The 24,532-nt window shown below is 72.4% G+C and carries 22 protein-coding genes; 11 read left to right on the top strand and 11 right to left on the bottom strand.

The features are described 5' to 3' along the window. The first annotated feature begins 65 nt into the window (after positions 1-65). Positions 66-626: a PadR family transcriptional regulator gene (locus BUE43_RS14905; RefSeq protein ID WP_073483434.1), complete on the top strand. Its 561-nt coding sequence runs from the start codon at positions 66-68 to the stop codon at positions 624-626. Between the two features lie 147 nt (positions 627-773). Here BUE43_RS14905 and BUE43_RS14910 read toward each other — a convergent pair whose 3' ends face one another. After that, positions 774-1,493 (bottom strand): TetR/AcrR family transcriptional regulator C-terminal domain-containing protein, encoded by a 720-nt coding sequence (locus BUE43_RS14910; RefSeq protein WP_143174170.1) that lies wholly within the window; start codon positions 1,491-1,493, stop codon positions 774-776. Positions 1,494-1,614: 121 nt separating this feature from the next. Here BUE43_RS14910 and BUE43_RS14915 point away from each other — a divergent pair, with 121 nt between their 5' ends. The 3 genes from BUE43_RS14915 to BUE43_RS14925 all read left to right on the top strand — a co-directional run bounded on the left by BUE43_RS14915 (position 1,615) and on the right by BUE43_RS14925 (position 5,477). After that, positions 1,615-3,126, top strand: a complete 1,512-nt coding sequence (locus BUE43_RS14915; RefSeq protein WP_073483438.1) for an MFS transporter — start codon at positions 1,615-1,617, stop codon at positions 3,124-3,126. 40 nt (positions 3,127-3,166) lie between these two features. Beyond that, complete coding sequence (locus BUE43_RS14920) at positions 3,167-4,168, top strand: isopenicillin N synthase family dioxygenase (protein WP_073483440.1); 1,002 nt, start codon at positions 3,167-3,169, stop codon at positions 4,166-4,168. Positions 4,169-4,472: 304 nt separating this feature from the next. Further along, entirely contained in the window at positions 4,473-5,477 is a 1,005-nt protein-coding gene (locus BUE43_RS14925) for an NAD(P)/FAD-dependent oxidoreductase (RefSeq protein WP_073483884.1), read from the top strand. 462 nt (positions 5,478-5,939) lie between these two features. Here BUE43_RS14925 and BUE43_RS14930 read toward each other — a convergent pair whose 3' ends face one another. From BUE43_RS14930 to BUE43_RS14950, 5 genes are all read right to left on the bottom strand, one after another. Next, complete coding sequence (locus tag BUE43_RS14930; RefSeq protein WP_073483442.1) at positions 5,940-6,230, bottom strand: YciI-like protein; 291 nt, start codon at positions 6,228-6,230, stop codon at positions 5,940-5,942. Positions 6,231-6,343: 113 nt separating this feature from the next. Beyond that, positions 6,344-7,639 carry an adenosylmethionine--8-amino-7-oxononanoate transaminase gene (locus BUE43_RS14935; protein ID WP_073483444.1) on the bottom strand — a complete coding sequence of 432 codons (1,296 nt, stop codon included), beginning with the start codon at positions 7,637-7,639 and terminating at the stop codon, positions 6,344-6,346. A 28-nt stretch (positions 7,640-7,667) separates the two neighbouring features. Beyond that, positions 7,668-8,729, bottom strand: coding sequence for a biotin synthase BioB (bioB, locus tag BUE43_RS14940; RefSeq protein ID WP_073483446.1), 1,062 nt, complete (start codon positions 8,727-8,729; stop codon positions 7,668-7,670). 95 nt (positions 8,730-8,824) lie between these two features. Further along, a complete protein-coding gene (locus BUE43_RS14945) occupies positions 8,825-9,418 on the bottom strand; it encodes a TetR/AcrR family transcriptional regulator (RefSeq protein WP_073483448.1) in 594 nt (197 codons plus the stop codon). A gap of 62 nt (positions 9,419-9,480) precedes the next feature. Next, positions 9,481-10,959, bottom strand: coding sequence for a flavin monoamine oxidase family protein (locus BUE43_RS14950; protein WP_327083453.1), 1,479 nt, complete (start codon positions 10,957-10,959; stop codon positions 9,481-9,483). Positions 10,960-11,057: 98 nt separating this feature from the next. On the opposite strand from BUE43_RS14950, the gene BUE43_RS14955 reads away from it, so the two are divergent. The 3 genes from BUE43_RS14955 to BUE43_RS14965 all read left to right on the top strand — a co-directional run bounded on the left by BUE43_RS14955 (position 11,058) and on the right by BUE43_RS14965 (position 14,420). Next, positions 11,058-12,461 carry a class I SAM-dependent methyltransferase gene (locus BUE43_RS14955; RefSeq protein ID WP_073483452.1) on the top strand — a complete coding sequence of 468 codons (1,404 nt, stop codon included), beginning with the start codon at positions 11,058-11,060 and terminating at the stop codon, positions 12,459-12,461. A 7-nt stretch (positions 12,462-12,468) separates the two neighbouring features. Then, on the top strand, positions 12,469-13,053 hold the full coding sequence (gene cyaB / locus BUE43_RS14960; protein ID WP_073483454.1) for a class IV adenylate cyclase: 585 nt from the start codon (positions 12,469-12,471) through the stop codon (positions 13,051-13,053). Between the two features lie 122 nt (positions 13,054-13,175). Further along, the gene (locus BUE43_RS14965) at positions 13,176-14,420 is read left to right on the top strand and encodes an NsdA family TPR-like regulatory protein (RefSeq protein ID WP_073483456.1); all 1,245 of its coding nucleotides are present in this window, start codon (positions 13,176-13,178) and stop codon (positions 14,418-14,420) included. Positions 14,421-14,476: 56 nt separating this feature from the next. Here BUE43_RS14965 and BUE43_RS14970 read toward each other — a convergent pair whose 3' ends face one another. Both BUE43_RS14970 and BUE43_RS14975 read right to left on the bottom strand, forming a co-directional pair. After that, positions 14,477-15,085: a DUF1989 domain-containing protein gene (locus BUE43_RS14970; protein ID WP_073483458.1), complete on the bottom strand. Its 609-nt coding sequence runs from the start codon at positions 15,083-15,085 to the stop codon at positions 14,477-14,479. A gap of 46 nt (positions 15,086-15,131) precedes the next feature. Continuing rightward, positions 15,132-16,385 (bottom strand): MFS transporter, encoded by a 1,254-nt coding sequence (locus tag BUE43_RS14975; protein ID WP_073483460.1) that lies wholly within the window; start codon positions 16,383-16,385, stop codon positions 15,132-15,134. Positions 16,386-16,470: 85 nt separating this feature from the next. On the opposite strand from BUE43_RS14975, the gene BUE43_RS14980 reads away from it, so the two are divergent. Both BUE43_RS14980 and BUE43_RS14985 read left to right on the top strand, forming a co-directional pair. Next, positions 16,471-18,030, top strand: coding sequence for a PucR family transcriptional regulator (locus BUE43_RS14980; protein ID WP_073483886.1), 1,560 nt, complete (start codon positions 16,471-16,473; stop codon positions 18,028-18,030). A gap of 128 nt (positions 18,031-18,158) precedes the next feature. Then, positions 18,159-18,719 carry a GNAT family N-acetyltransferase gene (locus BUE43_RS14985; protein ID WP_073483462.1) on the top strand — a complete coding sequence of 187 codons (561 nt, stop codon included), beginning with the start codon at positions 18,159-18,161 and terminating at the stop codon, positions 18,717-18,719. 703 nt (positions 18,720-19,422) lie between these two features. Here BUE43_RS14985 and BUE43_RS14990 read toward each other — a convergent pair. Beyond that, positions 19,423-20,007, bottom strand: coding sequence for a TetR/AcrR family transcriptional regulator (locus tag BUE43_RS14990; protein ID WP_073483464.1), 585 nt, complete (start codon positions 20,005-20,007; stop codon positions 19,423-19,425). Positions 20,008-20,160: 153 nt separating this feature from the next. Between BUE43_RS14990 and BUE43_RS14995 the strand changes: the two genes are divergently transcribed. Continuing rightward, positions 20,161-21,465, top strand: a complete 1,305-nt coding sequence (locus BUE43_RS14995) for an FAD-binding oxidoreductase (protein ID WP_073483466.1) — start codon at positions 20,161-20,163, stop codon at positions 21,463-21,465. Between the two features lie 12 nt (positions 21,466-21,477). After that, positions 21,478-22,404 (top strand): alpha/beta fold hydrolase, encoded by a 927-nt coding sequence (locus tag BUE43_RS15000; protein WP_073483468.1) that lies wholly within the window; start codon positions 21,478-21,480, stop codon positions 22,402-22,404. Between the two features lie 133 nt (positions 22,405-22,537). On the opposite strand, the gene BUE43_RS15005 is transcribed toward BUE43_RS15000, so the two are convergent. Next, positions 22,538-23,203, bottom strand: a complete 666-nt coding sequence (locus BUE43_RS15005; protein WP_073483470.1) for a class I SAM-dependent DNA methyltransferase — start codon at positions 23,201-23,203, stop codon at positions 22,538-22,540. Positions 23,204-23,531: 328 nt separating this feature from the next. Beyond that, entirely contained in the window at positions 23,532-24,434 is a 903-nt protein-coding gene (locus tag BUE43_RS15010) for a LysR family transcriptional regulator (RefSeq protein ID WP_073483472.1), read from the bottom strand. Positions 24,435-24,532: the final 98 nt, after the last annotated feature.

Genomic DNA, 24,532 nt, shown 5'->3' on the forward strand with positions numbered 1-24,532 from the left:
CACTCTATTCGAGGGCTCTCTAATCGAGTCACTACTATGGCGGCAGACACAGGAAGGGTGGGACCGTGCTGACGTTGTGCATCCTCGGGTTCCTCTACGAGGAGCCGCTGCACGCCTACGACCTCAGGCAGCGCATCTCCGGGCTGAGCGGGCACATCCGCCCGGTCAGCGACGGGGCGCTGTACCCGGCGCTCAACCGGCTCCAGGCCGCCGGGCACCTCACCAAGCACGCCGAGGCGGGTTCTGGGGCCACGCCGAGGAACGTGCTGCGGCTGACCGACAGCGGCCGGGCCGAGTTGCTGCGCCGCCTCCGGGAGCCGGCCGAGGTCGAGGTCACCGACCGGAACTCGTTCCTGATCCTGCTGGCCTTCCTGGGGCACCTGCCCGACCCGGCCGACCAGGCTCGGGTGCTGCGGCGCAGGCTGGAGTTCATGGAGCAGCCCGCGAGCTACTTCTACGACCGGGGGCGGCCCCTGCGCGCGGCCGACATGACCGACCGGTTCCGCAGGGGGATGCTCACGCTCGCCGGGGCGACCAGCCGGGCCGACCGGGCGTGGCTGCGGCAGACGATCGCCGAGCTGGAGTCAGCCGAGGCGGAGGAACGCGATTCCCGGCCGAATTCCTAGGCGGCCACACGGCGGGGCCGTAGCGTCACGGTGACGAAACTCGGGCGGCGCGGTGCGATCGTCGCTCGCGGGGGAGGAGCGGCCGCGCCGGCTCGTCATCGCGGTCGCGACGTTAGAAGGCGGGCGTTGGAGCCTCGCCGCTGACGCTCAGGCCTCGCCCGACTCGCGCCGGTCGGGCTGCGCCTGCAGCCCGTCGAGCAGGTAGGCCAGTCCCGCCCGGTAGCTGCCGTCCCAGTCGTCGTCGTAGAGATAGCCGTTGGCGGCCAGCGTCGGGTACCGGTCCCGCTCGGCCCGCAGCTGCGCCTGACCCACCTGGCGTTCCTCGTCGGTGATGTGCAGGGCCGTCTCCGAGGCCGTCGACCCCATGACGTGGTTGTAGAGCGCCCAGGTCGCCGCGGCCAGGCGACGCCCGGTGAACCCGGCGCCGAGCAGGGTCGCCTGCAGGATCTCCATCCACGCCAGGAAGTTCGGGCCGATCGTGGGGCGGCGCCGCGCCGGCACGGTCGCGGCCCAGGGGTGGCGCAGCAACGTGGCCCGCCACGCCGACAGCACCGAGGTGACGTCCTCGCGCCAGTGTGAGCTGGGCACCAGGTCGGGGGAGATCTCTCCGAAGATCGCGTCCACGGCGAGGTCGATCACGTCGTCCTTGGTGTCCACGTGCCAGTACAGCGAGGGGGCGGCGACGGCGAGCCGCTCGGCCAGCCGGCGCATGGTGAGCCGGTCGATGCCCTCCTCGTCGAGCAGGGCGACGGCGGCCTCGACGATCCGCGCGCGGGTCAGCGGCGGCTCCCCTTTGGTCGCGCGGCGAGGCCGCAGCCAGATGCTGCGCACTCCGGTGCCGTCGCGCTGGTCGCGTCCCTCGCCCACGTCGCCGTTCCCACCCCGTCTGATCCCGACCGCCCTGACCGTCGCGATCAGTGTAGTAGCGTGTTCGCCGCAACTAACAGCGTTCGAGAGTAACTAACTACGTTAGTCAGGTGGTGGAGTGATGGTGGACAGCACGGGGGGACCGGCCTCCCGTCGGCAGCGGTGGTGGACGTTGCCGGTGGTGAGCGCGGCCCAGCTCCTGGTGGTCCTGGACGGCACGATCGTGAACATCGCGTTGCCGTCGGCCCAGCAGGCGCTGGGCATGTCCGACGCGAGCCGGCAGTGGGTGGTCACCGCGTACGCGCTGGCCTTCGGCGGCCTGCTGCTGATCGGCGGCCGGATCAGCGGCGCGGTCGGCCACCGGCGCGCCTTCGCGGTCGGCCTGGCCGGCTTCGCCGCCGCGTCCGCCCTGGGCGGGATCGCCGCCAGCCCCGCGGTGTTGTTCGCCGCCCGGGCCCTGCAGGGGGTGTTCGCGGCCGCGCTCGCGCCGGCGGGCCTGTCGTTGTTGACCACCACGTTCACCGAGCCCCGCGAGCGCGGCCGGGCGTTCGGGGTGTTCGCGGCGGTCGGCGCCGCCGGCTCGGCCGTCGGCCTGGTCGTGGGCGGACTGCTCACCGAGTACGCCGACTGGCGGTGGTGCCTCCACATCAACGTCCCGGTCGCGGCGCTCGCCCTGGCCGGCACGGTGTTCGTGCCCCGGGACCGCCCGGGCGCCCCCGGCAGGGGACGGCTCGACGTCGCGGGCGCGCTGCTCAGCGCGGCGGGCTTCGCCGCCGTGGTCTACGCCTTCAACGAGGCCGAGTCGCTGGGGTGGACCGCGCCGCGGGTGCTGGGCCTGCTGGGCGGCGGTGTTCTGCTGCTGGGGGCGTTCGTCGCCGTGGAGACGCGGTCGGCGCACCCGCTGCTGCCGATGCGCGTGCTCCTGCACCGCGGGCGGGGCGGCGCGATCACGGCGATCGCCCTGATGTTCGTCGCGATGTTCGGCTTCTACCTGTTCATGAGCTACTACACGCAGACCGTCCTGGGCTACACGCCGGTGCAGGCCGGGCTGACGCTGATCGTCAACGCCGTGGCCACCCTGCTCGGCTCGACGTTCCTCGCCGGGCGGCTGCACGGGCGGGTCTCCCCGGCGGCGCTGATCGTGCCGGGCCTGGTCGCCGCGGCCGCCGGGATGCTCGTCCTGACCCGACTGACGCCCCAGAGCACCGACGTCCTGCCGCTCTACCTGGTGCCCGCGCTGGTGCTCACCGGACTCGGCCTCGGCTGCGTCATGTCGCCGACCGCCAGCCTGGCGACGGCGGGCGTGCGGCCGCAGGACGTCGGAGCGGCGTCGGCGGCCTACAACGCCGCCCAGCAACTGGGGGCCGCGCTCGGCACCGCGCTGCTCAACACCGTCGCCACCAGCGCCGCCGCCGCGCACCTGGCCAGCGCCGAGCGCCCCACGCCGACCGCGGCCTCGGTGCACGGCTACACCACGGCCCTGACCGTCGCCTTCTGCATCCTGCTCGCCGCCGCGTGCCTCACCGCGCCGCTGACCGTCCGCCGCGCCCAGCGCGGAACCCCCGACCCGGACACGCACGCCGAGCCGGGCGCCCTCACCTCGGTGACCTCGGCGCAGTCGCCGCGCGGCTGACCCGAGCCCGTCCACAAGAAGTCGCACAAGAAAGGGAGTTATGAACCGCAACGCCATCACCCTGGTCGACGGCTACGTGCCCGTCATCGACATCTCGTCCCGGGACACCCCGAAGGGCCGCGCCGCGCTGGCGGAGGTGATCGGTCACGCGTGCCGAACCTCGGGCTTCTTCGTCATCGTGGGCCACGGAGTGCCCCAGGAGCTCGTCGACCGCATGCACACGGTGACCAACGGCTTCTTCACGCTGCCCGAGGCGGAGAAGGAGCGGGTCGCCCACCGCCCCGGCGTCTCCGGGTTCCGCAGGTCCGGGGGAACCACCGCGCGCAGCCTGGACCAGCGGACCCCGCCCGACCTCTGCGAGTCCTTCGGCGCGCACGTGACCGGAGAACTCGACGACCAGGAGCGGGACGGGCTCGGCGACTACTGGGCGACCTGGAAGTTAGCCAACATCTGGCCCGACGAGCCCGCCGACTTCCGCGACACCTGGCACGGGTACATGGCCGTCATGGCGGAGCTGTCCGCCGACGTCATGCGCCTGTTCGCGCTCGCGCTCGGGTTGGCCGAGACCGCCTTCGACGACCGGTTCGACCGGCACGTGTCGTCCCTGGTGGCCAACTACTACTACCCACAGGTCGAGAAACCCCTGCCCGGCCAACTGCGGCGGGGCGCCCACACCGACTTCGGCGGCCTGACCGTCCTCTACCAGCAGGACCACCTCGGCGGCCTCCAGGTCCTCCAGGGCGAGGACGACTGGCGGGACGTGCGGGCCATCCCGGGCAGTTTCGTGGTCAACATCGGCGACCTGATGTCGTTGTGGACCGGGCGGCGGTGGGTGTCGACCATGCACCGGGTGGTCAACCCGGAACAGGGCGACACCTCCTCCCGGTTGTCCATCCCCTTCTTCTACCAGCCCAACCACGACGCTCCGGCCGAGCCGGTCCTGCCGCCGATCGCCCCGGGGTCCGATGACGAGATCGAGGGCGTCACCGCCGGGGAGTGGATGGCGCGGAAGACGCGCAAGCTCTTCACCGCGACCTCCTGAGCGAGGCCACGGGCGGGTGGGGGTCGTGGCGGCGCCGTCGCCACGACCCCCACGATCACCGGGTCGGCTGGCTGACAGAATGGCGGGGCCGACCGGAGTCCGGCCCCGGGCCGATCGGGCGAGTCCGGCGACGCCGGATGACGGGCGCCGCGCGCCGGTCCCGCCCTCGGCGGCAGGTCGTGTCCCCAGCCACGAGCCCGGGTCCCCTCCAGCCCGGACCACCCCCGCGCCTTTCCCGGAATCGGCAACAAATGTTGCTGGTTTGTCCGGGGCGGGCGCAGTCTCGTGGCAGGAGGTGATCGCGATGAACGCGATGGAGTACGACGTGGTGGTGGTCGGCGGCGGGGCGGCGGGGCTGACCGCCGCGCTGGTGCTGGGCCGGGCCCGGCGCCGGGTGGCGGTGGTCGACGGCCAGGAGCCGCGTAACGCCCCGGCGGCGCACATGCACGGCTTCCTGTCCCGGGACGGGATGTCCCCGACGCACCTGCTCGCGGCCGGCCGGGCCGAGGTGTTCGGGTACGGCGGCGAGGTGGTCCGGGACCAGGTGCGGGGCGTCGACCGCGTCGAGGGCGGCTTCGTCGTGCGCCTGGCCGACCGGGCGCTGACCACGCGCGCGGTGTTCGTGGCCACCGGGCTGCGCGACGAGCTGCCGGAGATCCCCGGCGTGCGCGAGCGGTGGGCCCGGGACGTGCTGCACTGCCCGTACTGCCACGGCTACGAGGTCCGGGACACCCCGATCGGCGTGCTGGGCGGGCAGGTGCCGGAGATGTCGCTGCACCAGGCGTTGCTGCTGCGGCAGTGGTCGGACGACGTGGTGTTCTTCCCGAACCGGATCGACCTCGCGCCGCGGGACCGGGAGCGGCTGGTCGCCCGGGGCGTCCGGATCGCCGACGGCGAGGTGGCGCGGCTGATCGTCGCTGAGGACCGGCTGCGCGCGGTCGAGCTCGCCAACGGCCAGGCCGTGCCGAGGTCGGCGGTGTTCGTCGCCCCGCGCTTCGTGCCCCGGCACGAGCTGCTGACCGGCCTGGGCTGCCAGGTCGGCGACAACGGCTGGGTCGTGGCCGACCCGTCCGGCCGCACCAGCGTCCCCGGGGTGTGGGCGGCCGGCAACGTCGTGGACCCCCGCGCCCAGGTGATCACCGCGGCCGGCGCCGCCTCGGTCTCCGCCATTGCGATCAACGGGTACCTGCTGGAGCAGGACGTCGACCGCGCGGTCGAGGACTACCGCCAGGCGGGCGAGGTGTTCTCGAACGCGATGGAGCAGCAGGTCGCCGCGGCCGTCCGCGGCGACCAGAGCCACGGGGTCTGAGCCGGCGCGCCCACTCCGCGACCAGGGCGGGGCCCGCGGGGTGGAGAAGACCGTCGTGGTGATGGCCGCGGCGCCGCCGACTCGTGCAGGGGGTCGGAGCTGGTGCCCACCGACGGGGCCGACGGTGGGTCGACAGGGAGCCGGGACACCAGGAGGGCGGCGCGGGTCCTCCTGGTGACGCAGGGATCACCGGCGACGAGGCAGTTCAGCGAGTGATCAAGGCGGTCCTCGCTGCCGGCAGGGCGGCGGCGGGTTGTGTCGCCGTTCGCCGTCCCGAGCTCGTACGGCGCTGGCCGTCCGGCGGTCGTGGCGAAAAACCTGTTGTCCGCGCGGCGTATTCAAATCCCAGACGTGCGTTGCGCTGGGGGTAGGTGGGGCCGCGGGTCGAGACGACTCGCGGCCCCACCTCCAAACCACGCGATCACCGCGTCAACCCCTCGACAGCGAGTGGGCTGACGCTGGTCAGGTCGTCGCGTCGCCGCCCACCACGACCGTCCAGGGCCGGATCGCCCACGACGTCACCAGCCCGTTGCGGACGTACGGGTCCTGCTCCACGAACCGTTCGATCACCGCCGGGTCCTCGACCGACCACACGAGCACCCCGCGGTCGACCGGATCGGTGAGGGCGCCGGCGAGCACCAGCCCGTCGCGCTCGTGGGCCCGGCGAGCCAGCGCCAGGTGCTCGGCGCGGTACTCCGCCCTCCGCTGCACGTAGTCCTCGACCACCACGTACTCCAACAGGAAATACGCCACCCGTCAGCCCTCCTCGTCGCGGCCACGGTTCGCGTGGCTGGCTCCGTTCGCTGATCGTGCGTTCGCTGATCGCCGGTCAGCGTAACCGCCGTCGCCAGCGGAACATTCGGCGATCAGCCCGCTGTCGCGGCGGCCAGCACGGCGGTGGTGATCTGGGCGAGGTCGTCGTCGCCGGTCACGTAGGGCGGCATGGTGTAGACGAGATCGCGGAAGGGGCGCAGCCACACCCCGTGCGCCACGGCCGCGCGGGTCGCCGCCGCCAGGTCGACCTCGTGGTCGAGCTGGACCACGCCGATCGCGCCCAGCACCCGGACATCCCGCACGCCCGGCAGATCCCGGGCCGGGGCGAGCCCCTCGGCGAGTCGGGACTCGATCCGCCGCACGTCCCGCCGCCACGCGCCGTCCAGCAGCAGCCCCACCGAGGCGTTCGCCACGGCGGCCGCCAGCGGGTTGCCCATGAACGTGGGGCCGTGGGCGAGCACGGGGACCTCGCCGGAGGAGATCCCGGCGGCGACCCGCCCGGTGCACAGCGTCGCGGCCATCGTGAGGTAGCCGCCGGTCAACGCCTTGCCCACGCACAGCACGTCCGGGCTCACACCGGCGTGGTCGGCGGCGAACAGCTCGCCGGTGCGCCCGAACCCGGTGGCGATCTCGTCGAAGACCAGCAGCACGTCGTGGGCCGTGGTGAGCTCCCGCAGCGCCGCCAGGTAGCGCGGCGAGTGGAAGCGCATGCCGCCGGCGTTCTGCACCACGGGTTCGACGATCACCGCCGCCACCTCGTCGGCGTGCCGGGCCAGCACGCCGTCGAGGTGGTCGACGTAGCCGGGGTCGAACTCGGCCGGCGGCGCGTCCGCGAAGACCTGCTCGGGCAACGCGCCGCGCCACAGGTGGTGCATCCCGCCCTCCGGGTCGCACACCGACATCGGCTGCCAGGTGTCGCCGTGGTACCCGCCGCGCCAGGTCATCAGCCGCCGCTTCCCCGGCCGGCCGCGGGACCGCCAGTACTGCAGGCACATCTTCGTCGCCACCTCCACCGACACCGACCCGGAGTCGGCGAGGAAGACGTGCCGCAGCGGCTCGGGCGTGATCTCCACGAGCGTGCGCGCGAGCCGGATCGCGGGCTCGTGCGTGATCCCGCCGAACATGACGTGGCTCATCCGCCCCAACTGCTCGCGCACCGCGGCGTCGAGCACCGGGTGGGCGTAGCCGTGGATCGCCGCCCACCACGACGACATCCCGTCGACCAGCTCGCGCCGGCCGTGCGCCGGTTCGGCCAGCCGGAGCCGGACGCCGGAGGCCGACTCGACCAGCAGCGGCCGGGCCGTGCCGGGCATGGGGGCGTAGGGGTGCCACACGTGCTCGCGGTCCAGGTCGAGCAGTCGCTCGGGGGTGAGGTCGGCGCGTGTCACGGGGGAGGGCTCCTCGTCGCGGGCGCCGTCAGGCGTTGGCCGGCAGGTCGGTACCCGCCCCACGGCGCCGGATGGCCACCAGGTCGTGGCGGGCCTCGGGCAGGGTCGGCTCGTCGACGCCCTCGATGGTGAAGCCGGCGTCGGCGATCATCTGCCGGTCGTCCGCGCCCGGCTGGCCCTCGCTGGTCAGGTAGTCGCCCAGGAAGATCGAGTTGGCCAGGTGCAGCGCCAGCGGCTGCATGCCGCGCAGGTGGATCTCCCGGCCGCCGGCCAGCCGGACCTCGACGTCGGGGAAGAAGAACCGGAACACCGCGAGGATGCGCAGGCAGCGGTCGGGAGTCAGCTCCCAGCGGCCCTCCAGCGGGGTGCCCTGGAACGGGATGAGGAAGTTGACCGGCACCGAGTCCGGGTCCAGCTCCCGCAGCGCGAGGGCGAGGTCGACGACGTCCTCGTCGGACTCGCCCATGCCGAAGATCGCGCCGGAGCAGGGCGACAGGCCGGCCTCGGTGGCGCGGCGCAGGGTGTCGACCCGGTCGGCGAAGGTGTGGGTGGAGCAGATCTCGGAGTAGCGGGCCTCGCTGGTGTTGAGGTTGTGGCTGTAGGCGTGCGCGCCCGCCGAGGCCAGCCGCTCGGCATGGCCGGCGCCCAGCAGGCCGAGGCAGACGCACACCTCCACCTGCGGGTTGTCCTCCCTGATGGCGGCGATGGTGTTCTCGATCCGGGTGATGTCGCGCTCGCCGGGGCCGCGGCCGCTGGCCACCAGGCACACCCGTTTCGCCCCGGCGCGCACCGCCTGGTCGGCGGTGCGCGCGGCGTCCTCGGGGGAGATCCAGGAGTACTTGAGGATCTCCGAGCCGGAGCCGAGGCGTTGCGAGCAGTACGTGCAGTCCTCGGGGCACATGCCGCTCTTCATGTTGATGATCGTGTTGAGCTTGACCCGACGCCCGAAGAAGTGCCGCCGGACCCGGGAGCCGGCGGCGACGATGTCGAGCAGTTCGTCGTCGCCGGAGAGCACCGCCAGCGCCTCCTCGCGCGTGGGGTGCTCACGACGCAGCGCCTTGTCGACCAGGGTGTCCAGGAGTGTCGTCACGGGAGGCAGCGTCGCCGGGCGCGGTGGTCGCCGACAATGGCCCGGCACGACAAGATCATCTGAAAGTTCTTGTGCCGCAACGTGAACTTCGCTGGTCAGCCGCCCGCGCCCGTCCCGGCCGGGGTGCGCAGCAGCGGACGCAGTAGGCCGGCGATCAGGGCGCGCCGGCGGTCCTCGTCCCATTCCGCGTCCTCGAAGGAGAGGCTGACGAGCCCGGAGGTGACCACGTCGACGGTGTCCGCGATCGCGGCCCGCCGCCGTCGTCCCCTGGTCAGCTCGGCGCTGTGCCGGGCGATCCGCTCGTCCCAGAACCGGTTGAACACCGCGAGTTCGCCGGCGAGCACCGGGTCCCTGCGCGCCCCCTCGATCACGCTCAGCCACAGGTTCCTGGTCCGGGCGGGGGCGCGCACGACCGCGGCCTCCACGAGCGCGAGCAGCGCGTCCGCGCCCCTGCGGTCGCCGACGTCGGCGGCCACGAACCCCTGGAACCGGTCGAGCTCGCGTCGCACGGCCGCGCTGACGAGCTCGTCGCGGCTGCGGAAGTAGTGGGTCACCGTCGTGGTCGAGGCGGTCATCGCCGCCGCGACCGCGCGGATGGTCACGGCGGGGAAGCCCTCGCGGCACGCGATCTCCACCACGGCGTCGCAGAGGGCCTCGCGTCGCGCGGCATGGTCGATCTCCCGGGGCACGCGGCCAGCCTGACACCACCTCGCCACGTTGTACAACTGACGTTGCGCAACACGCGTCGCATTCAGCGCGGCGGAGTGGTGATCTCACGGGCGGCGCGCTCGCCAGACTCCAGCGCGCCTTCGAAGTACCCCTGCCAACACGACGCGAACTCGGTGCCGGCCCAGTGGACGCCGTCGACCGGGGCGCGCGCCGAGTCGCCCAGCGCGGTCAGCGCCCCGGGGACGGGCACGGCGCTGTACCCGCCCAACGCCCAGGGATCGTCCGCCCAAACCTTCTCCACCCACCGGCGCGGCCGCCGCGCGCGTGGCCCGAAGAGCCGTTCGAGCGCGCCCAGCACGCGAGCCCGGCGGGTGTCGGGGTTGAGCGCGGCCAGCGCGCTCGCGTCCTGGCCGCAGGCGAGCACGCACAGGTGCCCGGGCCCGTCCGGTGGGGACACGTCGGCGACCACGGACGCCGGCCCGTCCGGCAGCAGCGCGGTCCCGGACCTGCCGTCCGCACGCCAGAACGGCTGGTCGTACACCGCGAACATCTTCACGACCCGGCCCATCGGCATCCGCTGGAAGATCTCCTCGCAGACGGTCGGGAGCGGGGGCTCGAACGCGATCCGCGCGGCCAGCGGGGGCGGAACGGCGATCACGACGTGCTGGGCCCGGACCACCTGGGCGTCGGCGGCGACGACGTACCCGGCGCCCGCCCTCGTGACGGACCGGACCGGGGCGCCCAGCCGCACGCCCAGCGCAGCCGCCATGACCGTGGCCAGCCGGTCGGCCCCCTCGACGAAGAGGTCCTGCTGCGCGCCGCCGTCGAACCCGAGCACCGACCGCAGCCCTCCGGCGGCAGCCACGCCGCTGACCAGCGACAACAGCGACACCGCCGCCAGGTCGACGCAGACCAGCTCCCGCAGCACCAGGTCCGCCCACCGGCGTGCCCGCCGCGACAACACGGTGCGGCGCAACCACGCGGCAACGGTGATCTCGTCCAGCGCCGCCGCCCTCGGCGAGCGCCAGGGCCGCTCCGGGTCGATCCCCCGCCCGCTCCACGCGAGCCGCAGCAGGGCGGGCGCGAGCGTGAGCGCCGCGGGAACCAGCGACCACGGGGGAACGCCGCCGATCTCGTGGACGCGGTCGTCCTCGGCCAACAGGTGCGTCCCGTCGGTGTGCGACGCGTACCGGGCGAGCCCGTGGCGCTCCGCGAGCCCCAGGATGCGGTGCTGCCCGGGGCCGATCCACTGCCCGCCCAGGTCGAGCGGGTGCCCCTCCGACCGCTCGGTGTGCGCCCGACCCCCGACGCGGTCCCGCGCCTCCAACACCGTGACGCTCGCCCCGGCCTCCTGGAGCGCGCACGCGGCGGACAGCCCCGCGTAGCCCGCCCCGACAACAACGACATCCCACCGAGCCATTCCCACCCCCCGAAGCTGCAACACCCGTTGTACATCAAGTGTTGCACAACCCTCGCGGTGGCCGAGTGAGTGTTCGCCGAACACCCCTGCCCCACCCGTGCCCACATGTCGTGTGCTGAACGCGCACTTGGCGGCAGACACCCCTGTGAGGGGTGACAGACGCGAACAGCCAACCCGGCGGTCGTCCCGGGTCCCCGACCGTCTCTGGTGCCACGGCCTTCGACGAGGAGGAGAACGCGATGAAAGTGGTCACCGCGATGAACAGCTACGCGCCGCGGAACTTCGCGACGGCGGCCAAGTCCGCGCCCAGCTATCTCGATGTGGCAGCGAACGCCCACGGCGCGGAGAAAGGTCATCTGATGCGCCAGGCCCTGGACCGCTTGGGCGGAACGCGCCGGCAGGTGGTCGAGGTCGGTCCCGGAGGTGGAGCCGCGGTGGCGTGGTTGGCCGCCACACTCGCTGACCAGCCAGCCGACACCCCGAGGGTGGAGCTCACCCTGGTCGAGGCGCCCGGGGTCACCTCGGCGTCCCTGGTCCAGGCCATGGAGAAGTTCGGCCAGGTCGGCGCCTGCCGGCTGGTGACCGGGCTGGCCACCGAGTTGGACGCCGTGCTACCCGGGCCAGTAGACGTGATCAGCGCTTCGGCGCTGCTCCACGAGGTGTACTCCTACAGCGGAGGCTATCCCGGGCTGTACTCGCTGATCCGGGCCCTGCCCGCGATGTTGACCTCGGGTGGCTTCTTCGCCTATCGCGACGTCTACGCCGTCAACGCCTCCTGCTTGCACCAACGGGTCACGCACAGCTACGACATTCCGTCGTGGCTGCGGTTCCTGCGGCTGTTCCTGCCGCGGTACCTGTCCGAGGGGCGGCATCCCTACCACCGCGCTGACGACCAGATCCTCGTGCGCCAGAACTCCCGCCCGATCACGATCCCAGAACTGGACACCAGCACATGCGCGCTCGTGACCGCGCCGATCGGACTGCTCCGCGAGACGCAGCGCCACTACCTCACCGCCCGTGATCACGTCTGGCGCTCCGGAGCTCTCGGCTTCACCCCGATCCTGGACGGCCAGCTCGCCGCTGACTGGATCGACTTTGGCGCGGGCCACAAGCGTGTGCACTACGCCCTGACTGACCTGGACTGGTTGCCCCTCTCCCAGAAGGCGATGCTGCGCTCGATCAGCGAACCGTACGCCGACCACCTCACCGTTGACGGGGATCTGTTCGACGAGGTCACCGACGTCGTGCTCGACGCGTTCCTCAACGCTGTCGAGCGCGGTGACCGGGCGTGCGCCGAGGTGTGGTCGGCGTGGATGTCGCGAGAGGGACACGAAACCTACACGTACTTCAGTCTCGACGAGCTGCTCACGGCCTTCACGGTGCTCTCCGCCGAAGCCCAAGCCGAAACCGTGCTGATGCCCATTCAGTCCAGCGACATCGAACGACGGGAGCGGCACCACTACAACCGGTTCCTCAGCCGACGTCTCATCAGCCCCCTGCTCGACGCCAAACAGCTGGTGCTGTTCGCCAACGTTCCGCGTGCCGACACGACCACGTTGCGCCAAGCCCTCGCAACGGTGCGGCCCTGGTGCAGCAAGCCGAACCTCGCCCGGATCCACACCGCGGTGTGCACGCGAGGATGATCGCGTCATGGCGCTCTTCGAGGTCGAACGCAAACGCCGGCTTCCCTCCGTGACCGAGGCCGCGGCACTGACTGACCGCCTGCTCGAACTGGGCCACCACCAGCGCGCCCAGCACACCGAAACCGACACCTACTACTCCCGGCCCGACGTGGACTACCTGACCACAGTCGAATGCCTACGGGTCCGACAGCGGGGCAGCTTTGCCGAGATCACCTACAAGCCGGCCAGCACAACCGACACCCACCGTGCCGGTGACATGATCGTCAAACAGGAGACCAACGTCCTGCTGGCGGACGCCCGCCAGGCCAACGCAGCTCGCCAGCTCCTCGCCGCTGTCGGCATGATCGAAGTCGCCGTCGTGGAGAAGACGCGGACCGCCTACACGAACCCCCAACGGGATCAGATCACCGTCGCCCTGGACACCATCACCAATCTGGGGACATTCGTCGAGGTCGAGATCACCGCCACCGACTCCGACCAGGCGGCCGTGCTGCTGGCGGAGGTGGAGGCCGCCCTGGGGATCACTGGCTATCCCGTCGTGGCTCTGCCCTACCGTGACCTGGTTCGCCAGGATGAGGGCGTCACAACCTGACCGGCCGCCCGTTCTCACCACCGTGTCGTGGTGAGGCCAGTACGGCGATGAGCCGATCGGGGCCGGGAAACGCTCGCTTGACTGATCGTGCGTCAGAGCGCGCTCGGTCTACCTTGGCCGACATGAGGTCGCTGCGGCTGGGCGCTGCCCTCCGTGCGGCGCGAACTCGGGCAGGGCTGTCACAGAAGGCGCTGGCGGCGCGGCTGGGCTATGAGCGGTCGTCGATCGCCCACGTCGAGCGTGGGGACCAGCGCCCGCCCGAGGAGTTCTGGTCACGGGCGGACGTCGTGTGCCGCGCCGAGGGACAGCTGCTCGCCGCCTACCGACAACACCTGTCGTCGCGTGCCGAGCGACGAAGACCTCCGTTCGACACGTTCGCTGTCCCTGCGGCCGAGGAGGACGAGACGGACCGGCGTGACCTGCTCAAGTGTCTGAGGACGGCCGGCATCGTGGTCGCCGGGTGGCCACTGGCGCCGAGCGCGCTGGCAGAGACCCGGCGTGTGACGCTGGATGAGGTCGAGCACGTCCGGCGAGCGGCCCAGCTCTACCGCGCCGCGATCTACCAGCACGGGGCGACTGTGGAGCTGCAGCGCGGCCTGACCGCGTTGCTGGACCGGACCACAGCGCTGCTGTCCGAGGTGAACGGGCCGGGGCAGCGGTCGGAGTTGCTGGACGTGCTGGCCGATACGGCTGGTGTCGCGGGGTACGCGAGCCGCGACCGCGGCCAGGTCGAGCGGGCACACCACTTCTACGTGCTGGGGTTGCAGGCCTCGCGCAGCGCGGAGGACCCGGTGCTCGCGCGGTACCTCCTGGTCCGGTTGGCGGGCCTGTACCTGGAACTGACGCAACCGCGCGAGGTGCTGACGTGTCTGGACAGCGCCGAGCGGGTCGGCACTCCCACACATGCCGAGAAGTCGAACCTGCTGATGCTGCGCGCGTGGGCTCTGGCCCAGTCCGGCGAGGCACAGGAGGTGCACCGCGCCGTCGGACGTGCGGAGGAGGAGATGTCGCGTGTCGGCGACCAGCGTGACGACGTGGTGGAACGGGAGCGGCGACACGTCTCGCCCGCCGAGTTGTTCTCGCTGACCGGGGCGTCCTATGTGGAGTTGGCGCGGCGGGAGCCCCGTCATGCGCGGGAAGCCGCGCGTCGTCTGGTGATGGCCCTGGGGTCACGCGGCCCCGAATACGCGCGCAATGCCACTCTGGACGTGGTTTCCCTGGCTGAGGCACACCTGCGCGGCGGAGATCTGGACGCGGCGAGGCACTTCGCCCACCGCGCCGAGACAGCGGCGCGGACGACGACATCGCGCCGGGTGCACCGCCGCCTCGGCGAACTCCGGCAGGGACTGAGGCTGAGGCAGGCATAGCGGGAGATCCCACAGCGGACACACGAGCTGGCGGCCGGTGATCTCCAGAACCAGGGTCAGGGTGTCGTGACGCGGTAGTGGATTTCGGTGGGGGTCAGGTGTCGGCCGTTGACCGGGAGGATGTCCTGGGGGCAGGCGGACAGCACGACGACGAGGTCCACCTCGGCCCGGAGCTGGACGTGGTCGCCCGGCCGGGCCGGGGGCGCCGCGAACGTCAGTTCGCCGTCGGCGCTCCAGGGCACGTTCATGAACAGGTTCAGCGGCGCGGGGAGCACGGGCGGGGGCGCCAGGTCGATCTCGCGCAGGGCGTGGTGGAAGTTGTCGTGGCAGTTGTCGTGGTGGTCGACGCAGCCCAGGAGGCGGTAGCGGGCGACGTCGCAGGCCGCGATGAGGGTGTCGTGCACGCCGGGGCTGGTGTCGGCCGCCAGGGTCAGCAGGGGGCGGCGGCGGTCGCTGACCAGGGTGTCGCCCACGCGGGGGACCAGGCGGCCCAGGGCGGTGCGGGTGTGCTCCATCGACAGGTGCTCGTCGAGGTCGGGCGGGCACAGCGCCCAGGTGTCGACCACCTGGTCCCCGGTCGGGTTGATGATCTCCAGGGTCGCGCCGGCGGGCAGGGGGACGGCGCGACCGGAGCGGGCCGGGACGGTGTGGGTGGGTGCGCTCATCGCGGGCCTTTCGTTCACGGTGAAGGGCGCGGAAGACACGTCTCGATCATGGACGTCGGGGCGGATCGCCCACAGTGGACAGCTCTCCAGTTCCGCCCGCGTGGACGGTGGGTTCGCACAGTGGCCCCGTGTCGCCGGTACTGGCGGCGGCGTCGCGCCGGGCGACCACGAGGAGTCCGAACAGCAGGACGGCGGCGGTGACGAACCCGGCGTCGTGGCCCAGGTGCTCGACGACCAGTCCGACGCCGGCGCCGCCCAGTCCCGTGCCCGCGTCGAAAGCCAGGTTCCACTGGGTGCTCGCGGTGCCGTAGCCGGCCCGGCCGGCGCGCTGGAGCATCAGGGTGAGCGTGGCGTTCTGCACCGCCCCGAGTCCGAGGCCGAACAGGACGGACCCGGCGAGCACCGCCCAGGGGCGATCGGCCCACACCCCGCTCAGCACGCCCAGGCCGGTGGCCAGGACGGCGGGCGCCAGCAGCCGCTCGTGCCCGTACCGGTCGCCGAGCGCTCCGGCGGCTCCGCGCGCCACCGTGACGCCGAGTTGTTGCAGGGCCAGCGCGACCGGCACCACCCACGCCAGGGCGTGCGGAACGACCAGGGGCAGGAAGGTGACGATCACCCCGGACGCCACGGTGCTCGCCGCCTGCAGCACGAACGGCCGCAGGGTCGGCGGATCGGCCAGCCCGGACAGAACGCGGGCGCGCCGCACCGGGGCGGGACGGGGCGCGCGCACCCCGATCGCGGCCAGCGCGCCGGCCAACGGCAGCGCGGCGGCGAGGACGAACACCCACCCGCGGCCGAGAACATCGCCCAACAACACCCCGAAGGGCAGGCCCAGGACCGCGCCGACGCCGTTGGCGACCCCGTACCAGCCGGTGCCGCGACCGCGCAGGTGGTCGGGGACCAGTTCGGCCGCCGCCGCGCTGGACGCGACGACGAAGATCCCGAAGCCCGCGCCGCGCAGCAGGCTGACGCCGACGACCGGACCCAGGTCGGTGGACAGGACGAGCAGCGCGCTGGGCGCGCCCAGCGCCACGGTGCCGGCCAGCAGCGCGGTCCGGTACCCGAACCGGGCCAGCAGTCGGGGCAGCGGCGGCTGCACGGCGACGGTGGCCACCATCAGGGCGCCGGTGACCAGACCCGCACCCGCCGCGCCGGCGCTGCCGGAGGCCACGGCGAGGGGGACGACCGAGAGCAGCAGGTAGAAGCCGGCGAAGCCACCGAAGGTGCACAGCAACAGGAACACCATGGCGGGGCTGAACACGGAGCCGGCGCGGGCGGTGGAGACGGGGGAGCGGGGCACCGTCCCATCAGAACGGCCACGGCCGTCGGCAACCAGTGGACGAAACTCCAGTAGACGACCGGTTTCCTTGTATAGGTTGTTGATCGTGCCGCGGCTGCGCCAGCTCCTCGACGACCCCGACCTGGACTTGGTGGTGTTGGTGGGCGGCGACGGGCTGGACCGGGAGATCCGGTGGGCGCACGTCACCGAGTTACCCGACCCGACGCCGTACGTGGGCGCGGAGGAGCTGGTGCTCACCAACGGGTTGTGGCTGGCGCAGGAGGACGCCGAGGCGTTCGTCGGCCGTCTCGCGGCGGCCGGCGCGGTGGGGCTGGTGTTCGGGCTCCGCACGACGGTGCCGGAGGTGCCGCCCCCGGTCGTCGAGGCGTGTCGGCGTCAGGGCCTGCCGCTGGCGAGCCTGCCGGTCGAGGTGCCGTTCACCGCCGTCACCCGGGCCGTCGCGGCGGCCACGGCCACCGAACGCCAACGCATGCTGCTCGACACCGTGCGGCGCACCGACGCGCTCACCGCGGCGGTGTCGAGCGGCGACGGCCTGCGGGGCGTGCTGCGGGTGCTGGCCGGGACGCGACAGACGCCGGTGGCGGTAGCCGTGGTGGACCGGCTCGGGCAGGTCCTCGACCACGTCGGCCCCGTCCCCGCGAACGTCGAGGCCGCGCGGACGGCCGCGGTGCTCAACGCCGGCCAGTCCGAGGGCGAGGTCGAGCTGGCCAGCGGCGAACCGGCGACGGTCGTCACGGTGACCGGGTTCGGCAGCGGTGACCTCGCGCTGCTCTACGGACGAGCCCCGGCCGCGCTCACCGAGTCCGAGCGGGCGGCGCTGACCCAGACGGTCCGGTTCGTGACCGTGGAGCTGGGGCGACGGCAGGCCGTGCGCGCCATCGAGGCCCGGTTCGCCACCGAGATCGTCGACCTGGTGCTGGCCGGACCGCGGCGGGACGAGGAGCTGGCCGCCCGCCTGCGTTCGTTCGGCCTGGCCGCCGAGGCCGCCATGGCGGTGTTCGTGGTGCGGGACGCGACCGACGCGCGCCCACCCGAGGTGGCGGCCGACGTGGTCGCGGAGCACTTCGTCTCGCGGGGCCTCCCGGCGGTGGCGCCCACGACGGCGGAGGAGATCGTCGCGATCGTGGGCCTGCACACCGCGCCGGCACGGCTGCCCGACCTGGCCGCCCAGCTCGTGGAGGCGTTGCGCAGGCGTGTTCCCGGCGCGGACTGGTGCGTGGGCGCCGGCCGGATCGCGCGCGACCACCAGGTGTTGCGGCAGAGCCTGGTGCAGGCGCGCGAGGCGTGCCGGATGGCGCGGGTGCGGGGCCACGAGCGCCGAGCGGTGACCTTCGACGAGGTCGGGTCCTACCGGATGGTGCTGGCGTCGCTGGACGAGCGCGCGCGGCAGGACTTCGCGCGGACCGTGCTCGGCCCGGCGCTGGACTACGACCGGGAGCACCGCAGCGGCCTGGTGGACAGCCTGGCGACCTTCCTGGCCTGCGGGGGTCGGTGGTCGGAGGCGGCGACCCGCCTGCACGTGCACGTCAACACCCTGCGCAACCGACTGGCGAAGCTGGAGCAGCTCACCGACCGGGACCTGAGCGACACCGGAGACCGCACCGACCTGTTCCTGGCGTTGCGCGTGCTCGCGCCCGAACCCTGACGCGGCGGTCGTGACCGGCGCGACACCGGCGAAGCGCAGTTACGAAAGGTAATTCTCACCGGGGCAACGTCCCCCACATGCGATGATCCTTCCGTCCATTGAGCCGATTTTGATCACGGTGGGTGACTATGTACCGGGTATCGCTGGGCGACGACGGCGCGGAGCTGCGCCCGCTCGAACCGTGGCAGGCCGAGGAGTTCCTGGCCAACATCGAACGCGGGCGGGAGTTCATCGGGCGCTACATCGGGCTGCCGGACGCGGTCACGAACCTGATGTCCAGCCGTGCGTACCTCCAGTCCTACGCCGACAAGGCCGCCACGGACACCGGGCGGATCTACGGCATCTGGTCCGAGGGCACGCTGGTCGGCGGCGTCCTCTTCCGGACGATGGACGTCGCGCACGGCACCGCCGAGGCGGGCTGCTGGCTGGAGCCCGCGGCGGCGGGCAGGGGCCTGGTGACCAGGGCCGCGCGCGTGATCATCGACTGGGCCTTCGAGGAGCGGGGCCTGCACCGAATCGAGTGGCAGGTGGCGGCCCCGAACACGGCCAGCGTCGCCGTGGCCCGCCGACTCGGGATGACCAGGGACGGCGTGCTGCGGGGAAGCTACGTGCACCGCGGCGAGCGGTACGACATCGAGGTCTGGTCGGTGCTCGCCCCGGAGTGGCGGGCCGCCGCCAGCGAACGCTGACCGCCCGGTCGCCGCAGCGGGGATGCACCGCAGCGGGCTCACCGATCCTGGCCGCGCTGCGGCGCATGCCCGGTTGATGGCCGCGCGCAAGCCGGGCCGCGCGCGCATCAAGGGGTTCGGGGGCTTGGTGGCCCGCTCCTGACCGCGGCTGGTGCTCGGTGGCCCGAAGCTGGACCCACCCCTGATCGACAGGCCCGCTGACACCTTCCGCATCCTGAGGCCCCGCACACGGCTTGCGGCGGCGCGACGTCTACGCGGTTGGCACCGACAAGTGGGGCAACCCGCAGGCCCGGCTGATCGAGGAACGGCTGTGGGTGCGTCAGCGGGCGGTGCCCGCTCCGGAACTGACTGAGGTGGAGTGGGCGCGGGGCGCACCGCAGGACGATCAGCATCTGCTGGCGCTGCTGGTGTGGTTGAAGGCCTACCGGCGGATTGGGCACGTCCCCGTGCTCGCGGGCGTTCCGCCGGTGGTGGCCGGCGGAAGGACGAGACCGGGCGGCCCTGCCCGGCCTGCGGCACGTGGGCAGTCCCCGGCGCGGACGTTCGCCGCGACGCTGTCCGCAACCCGTCGCGACGTCGCAGCCCTACGACTGATCGTCGGCGCGTGTCCTCACACGTCTGCTGAGCCCGACGTTGACCTCGTCCTGGCCTCCGGCTTCGTTGGCCACGCCGGCCTGGCGACGGCACGTGGCCAGGGCCGCGCTTATCGGGGATGGGGTTCGGGCGCCATCCCGGCGAAGAGCGCTCGGAGCAAGCGGTCGATGTAGGCCTGTGTGATCGGCTGCTGGGTGATCAGCAATCGGAAGTACAACGGGCCCGACAGGATCTCGAAGGCCAGGTCCAGGTCGAAGTCGGGTGCGAGTTGCCCCTGCTCCTTGGCGACCTTGAGGCGAGCGAGGGTGTCGGCCGTCTGCGGCTGGATGAAGCGCTGGTTGAGCGCGGCGGCGACATCGGGGTTGTGCTGCGCCTCGCCGATGAGGTCCTGGTACAGCGGTCCCCACGGCGGCCGGGCCAGCAGGTCGGCGGCCCGGCTCATGACCTCGCGCAGATCGGCCACGATGTCGCCGGTGTCGGGGTGCTCCAGGCCGGTGTTCCTTGAGCTGAGCACCGCGTCGAGGAACAGCAGGGCCTTGGAAGGCCACCGGCGGTAGATGGTGTCCTTGCCGACGCCGGCCCTGGCGGCGACCGCCTCCATGCTCAGCTTGGCGTAGCCGACCTCGAGAGCCAGGTCGAGCGCGGTCCGCATGATCGTTTCGGTCCGGTCGTCGGAGCGGCGGCGGGCGTTCATGCCGCCAGCATACCGGGACGAGACGTTTGGTTTGACAATGACGGGACCTCTCCCGCATCCTCCTGCCAAGCCATACTGGACGTCGCGTCCCGTTATCGGTCCTCCCGCAGGCGCCGCAGACCGCCTGCCACCCCCATCACCCGAGGAAGATTCATGAACGCGCTGAACCCCCTGCACTCCCTCCTCCGCGGCCGGGTCTGGCTGCCCGGCGATCCCGGCTTCGACGCCGCCCGCCGCCCCTGGAACCTGGCGATCGAGCAGCCGGTGGCGGCCGTGGTGGAGGCCGCCGACGCCGACGACGTCGCCGTGTTGGTCCGGCACGCCCGTTCCGCCGGGCTGGCCATCGCGACCCAGCCCAACGGACACGGGGCGACCGGCCGCACCGACGGGACGGTCCTGCTGCGCACCGGCCGTCTGGAGACCCTGGAGGTCGATCCGGCGGCGCGGCGGGCCCGCGTCGGCGCCGGCGTGCCTTCCGGCCGGGTGCAGGCCGCCGCCGCGCCGTACGCGCTGACCGGGCTGCCCGGCAGCTCTCCGGTGGTCAGCGTCGCCGGCGTCGCCCTCGGCGGCGGGTTGAGCTGGTTCGGCCGCGCGTACGGCTGGGTCGCCGACAGCGTCACCGCCTTCGACATCGTCGACAGCGAGGGCCGCCAGCGGCACGTCACCGCGGGCACCGACCCCGATCTGTTCTGGGCGCTGCGCGGCGGAGGCGGCGACTTCGCCGTCGTCACCGCCCTCGAACTGGCCCTGCATCCCGCCCCGCGCCTCTACGGCGGCCGGATGCTGTGGGCGGCCGAGCACGCGCCGGACGTGATGGACGCCTACCGGCAGATCACCGCCGACGCCCCGCCCGAGCTGACGGTCTGGCTGGACCTGCTGCACTTCCCGGGCGCCGACCCCGTGGTGGCCATCGACACCACCTACCTGGGCGCTGAGAGCGAGGCGCGTGACCTGCTCGGCCTCCTGGACCGCCTGCCCGTTCCCCTGTCCGACAGCAGGCGGAGCATGCCGGTCTCCGACGTCGGCGGCATCACGGCCGAACCCACCGATCCCGGCGCGGGCCTCTCCCGCGGCGAACTGCTGAGCGACCTCGGTGACACCGTGGTCAAGACCTTGCTGGCCGACCCGATCGCCCCGCTGCTCAGCCTGCAGATCCGGCATCTGGGAGGCGCGTTCACCCGCCCGTCCGACAGCCCGCACGGCCCCCTCACGGAGCCGTACGCCCTCTACCTGTTCGGCATCCCCACCGACCCCGCCACGGCCGAGGCCGTCCAGGACAAGCAGGCCGCTCTCGCCGGCGCCCTGCCCGTCAGCGGCCGCAAGCCCTTCACCTACCTCAACCCGGGCGAGAGCGCGGCCGACGCCTTCACCCCGGCCGTCATGGATCGCCTGCGCGCCATCAAGCGTCGCCACGATCCGAACAACCTCTTCCGCAGCAACTTCCCGGTCCACCGCTGAAGGGCGCCAGTGATGACCATCCTCCCGATCGCCCGCACCGCTCACCGGCACGTCGACGTCGAGGGGGTCCGCGTCTTCTACCGCGAGTCCCTCCCGGAGCGGCGGGACGCGCCCGTCCTGCTGCTGCTGCACGGCTTTCCGTCGGCTTCCCACCAGTTCCGCCGTCTCATCGACGTGCTCGGCGGGCAGTACCGGCTCATCGCGCCCGACTACCCGGGCTTCGGCCACACCCACGCGCCGGACGGCTTCACCTACTCCTTCGACGCTCTCGCCGACGTCATCGAGGGCTTCGTGCGGGGGCTCGGTCTGACCCGTTTCGTCCTGTACGTCTTCGACTTCGGCGCCCCGGTGGGCTTCCGCCTCGCGCGACGGCACCCCGAGCGGATCGCCGGCCTGGTCGTGCAGAACGGCAACGCCTACGCCGAGGGACTCTCGGACGGCGCACGCGACTTCATCGCGCTACGCCCGGACACCCCCGGCGCCGAGGAGACGATCCGCGAACTGCTCACCCCGGAGGGCACGCGGAGCCAGTACGAGACCGGCGTCGCCGACACCTCGCTGATCGCACCGGACGGCTGGACGCTCGACCAGCACTTCCTCGACCTGCCCGGCCGCGACCGGGCCCAGCTCGCGCTGGCCTTCGACTACCACAGCAACGTGGCGCGCTACACGCTCTGGCAGTCCTGGCTGAGAGAGCACACCCCGCCCACGCTCATCACCTGGGGCAGGCACGACCCGTTCTTCCCCGAGCCGGGCGCCCGCGCTTATCTGCGCGACCTGCCCGAGGCCGAGCTGCACCTGTTCGACACCGGCCACTTCGCCCTCGAAACCCACCTGTCGGAAATCGCCCCGCTCCTCGCCGGTTTCCTGGACCGCGTCTGGAGCGAGGAACGAGCAGAGCGGCGGCCGGCAGGGCGATGCTGTGCACCGCCGCGCTGACCACCATCACCGCCAAGACCCCCCATGGGGCTGCTGCCGGAGAGGGGCCACGGCTTGGGGGTGACGCCAGTCCTGGACCGGCCTGCTGGTCGGCGGCTCCTGCCGCGCGACACGATGTTGATCAGGATGTTGGTCATTCCCCGTGTGCCGCGATCGCCCGGCGGACCAGAAGGTGTGCCTGCGGGAAGCCCCGCTTGGGATCCTCGTTCGGGGAGATGACGAGCCTTGCCACCTCGGTGAACCCGGTGCCCAGGAGCAGCTCGGCAACGCGGTCAGGCGAATACCGGTAAGCGAGTGACACAACGTGGTCGAATGGCTCGGCCAGCCTGGAGGCGTCGTCGTAGGCCGGGAAGCCGAGCAGCAGACAACCCCCGGGCGCGAGCACGCGGTGGAACTCGGCGAACGTTTCGGAGAGCCGTTCGGGCGGGGTGTGGATGATGGAGTGGTTGGCGAGGACACCGGCCAGAGCGGCGTCCTCGACCTTGAGAGCATCCATCACCCCGACCTCGAAGCGCAGTTCTGGATGCAGGCTCCGAGCGAGCCCGATCATCTCCGGCGACAGGTCCACACCGAAGGCGGTCACGCCGAGGGCGTGCAGATGAGCGGTGACGTGGCCGGGGCCGCATCCCACGTCCAACACCAAGCCGCCGCCGTGGGCTTGGATCAGTTCGGCGAAAACGGGGACCATCGCGTGGTTGAACGGGTTGGCGTGGTAGCGCTCGGGGATTTTCTCGGCATAGCGAGGGGCGACGGCGTCGTACGCCGCGCGGGTGGCGGCGAGAAGGTCCGGATTTGCCATGGGCAGTCATGTTAGGGGTTGTTGCTGAAACCCCGGGACCGGGTGGATGACCAGCAGAAAGACGACTGAGCGTCCACCCGGACCACACCATTCCGCAAGGTCGGGACAGCAGCCCAACCGGCTCGGCCGCCGCCGAGGGGTGGCACACCACCTACCACGCAGGGGCGAGCCCCGCTGACCGGCGCCTCACTGCTCAGCGGGAATTTCCGGCCGGATATGAACCAGACCCCGAATTCTGTCGGTCGCCTACGCGGCATGGCCCTTTCTGGTCGTCATGCCGGCCATTCTCGCCACGACCCGTGCCGTTGCCGAACTTCGTTTTCCGCACTCAGTTGGCCGGTCGGGAAACGGGATTGCGGGCCAGGGCCTGGGTGAGGGCGCGGAAGATGCGGATCTCGGGGTTGGCGTCGTCGGCGCGGACGGCGAGGTGCGTGCTCTCCCACGGCGCGTCCAGCACCGGGACGAACACCGCGCCGGGCCAGCCGTAGTAGCGGGCGAAGGACTTGATCCCGCTGCCCGCCGCGCCACCGGTGACGACCCCGGTGAGCACCTCCTGCGGGGTCAGCGCCGTGGGCGTTCCGCGCCGCGGCGGCCCGCCGAAGTACAGGTACTCGGTGAAGACGCGGGGCGTGTGCTCGGGGAGCTGGAAGAACGGCAGGTCGGCGACGTCGCTCAGCGAGGCGCCGGTGTGGCGCGCGTCGGCCAGCGGGGAGCGGGCCGGGACGACGACGATGCGCTGCTCGGTGGTCAGGACGTCGCTGACGATCCGCTCGTCGTCCGGGGCCGGGCGGACGAACGCCACGTCGACCCGGTCGCCGACCAGCGCGCTGACGTGCTCGGTGTAGTCCAGTTGCCGGATCTCCACGGGCACCTCGGGGCGGGCCCGCCGGTAGGCGTTGATCGCGGCCGGGGTCAGCTCCGCCGAGCCGTGCCCCATGATGCCCACCCGCAACGGCCGCGTGACCGCCCGTGCCGCCTCGGCCGCCTGGGTCACGTCCTCCAGCGCGGCGTTGGCCGCGGCGAGCAACATCCGCGCGTGCACGGCCAGTCGTTCCCCGGCCGGGGTGAGGGAGACGGGGTTGCGGTGGAACAACGGCGTCCCGAGGTCGGTCTCCAGCCGGCGGACGTGCTGGGTGACGGCGGGCGGGGAGAGGAAGAGCCGTGCGGCGGCCCGCCCGAAGTGCCCCTCCTCGGCCACGGCCAGGAAGGAGGACAGCAGACGGAGGTCCATGCCGCCGACCCTACGGGCGCGGCGCGGGCGAGCCGGCGGCCCGTTCACGATTCGTGAACGGGGGAGGCGGCGACGCCCTGCCGGCTCGTACAACTGGC

Origin of the sequence: Streptoalloteichus hindustanus (assembly GCF_900129375.1) — a bacterium.
Classification (GTDB): domain Bacteria; phylum Actinomycetota; class Actinomycetes; order Mycobacteriales; family Pseudonocardiaceae; genus Streptoalloteichus; species Streptoalloteichus hindustanus.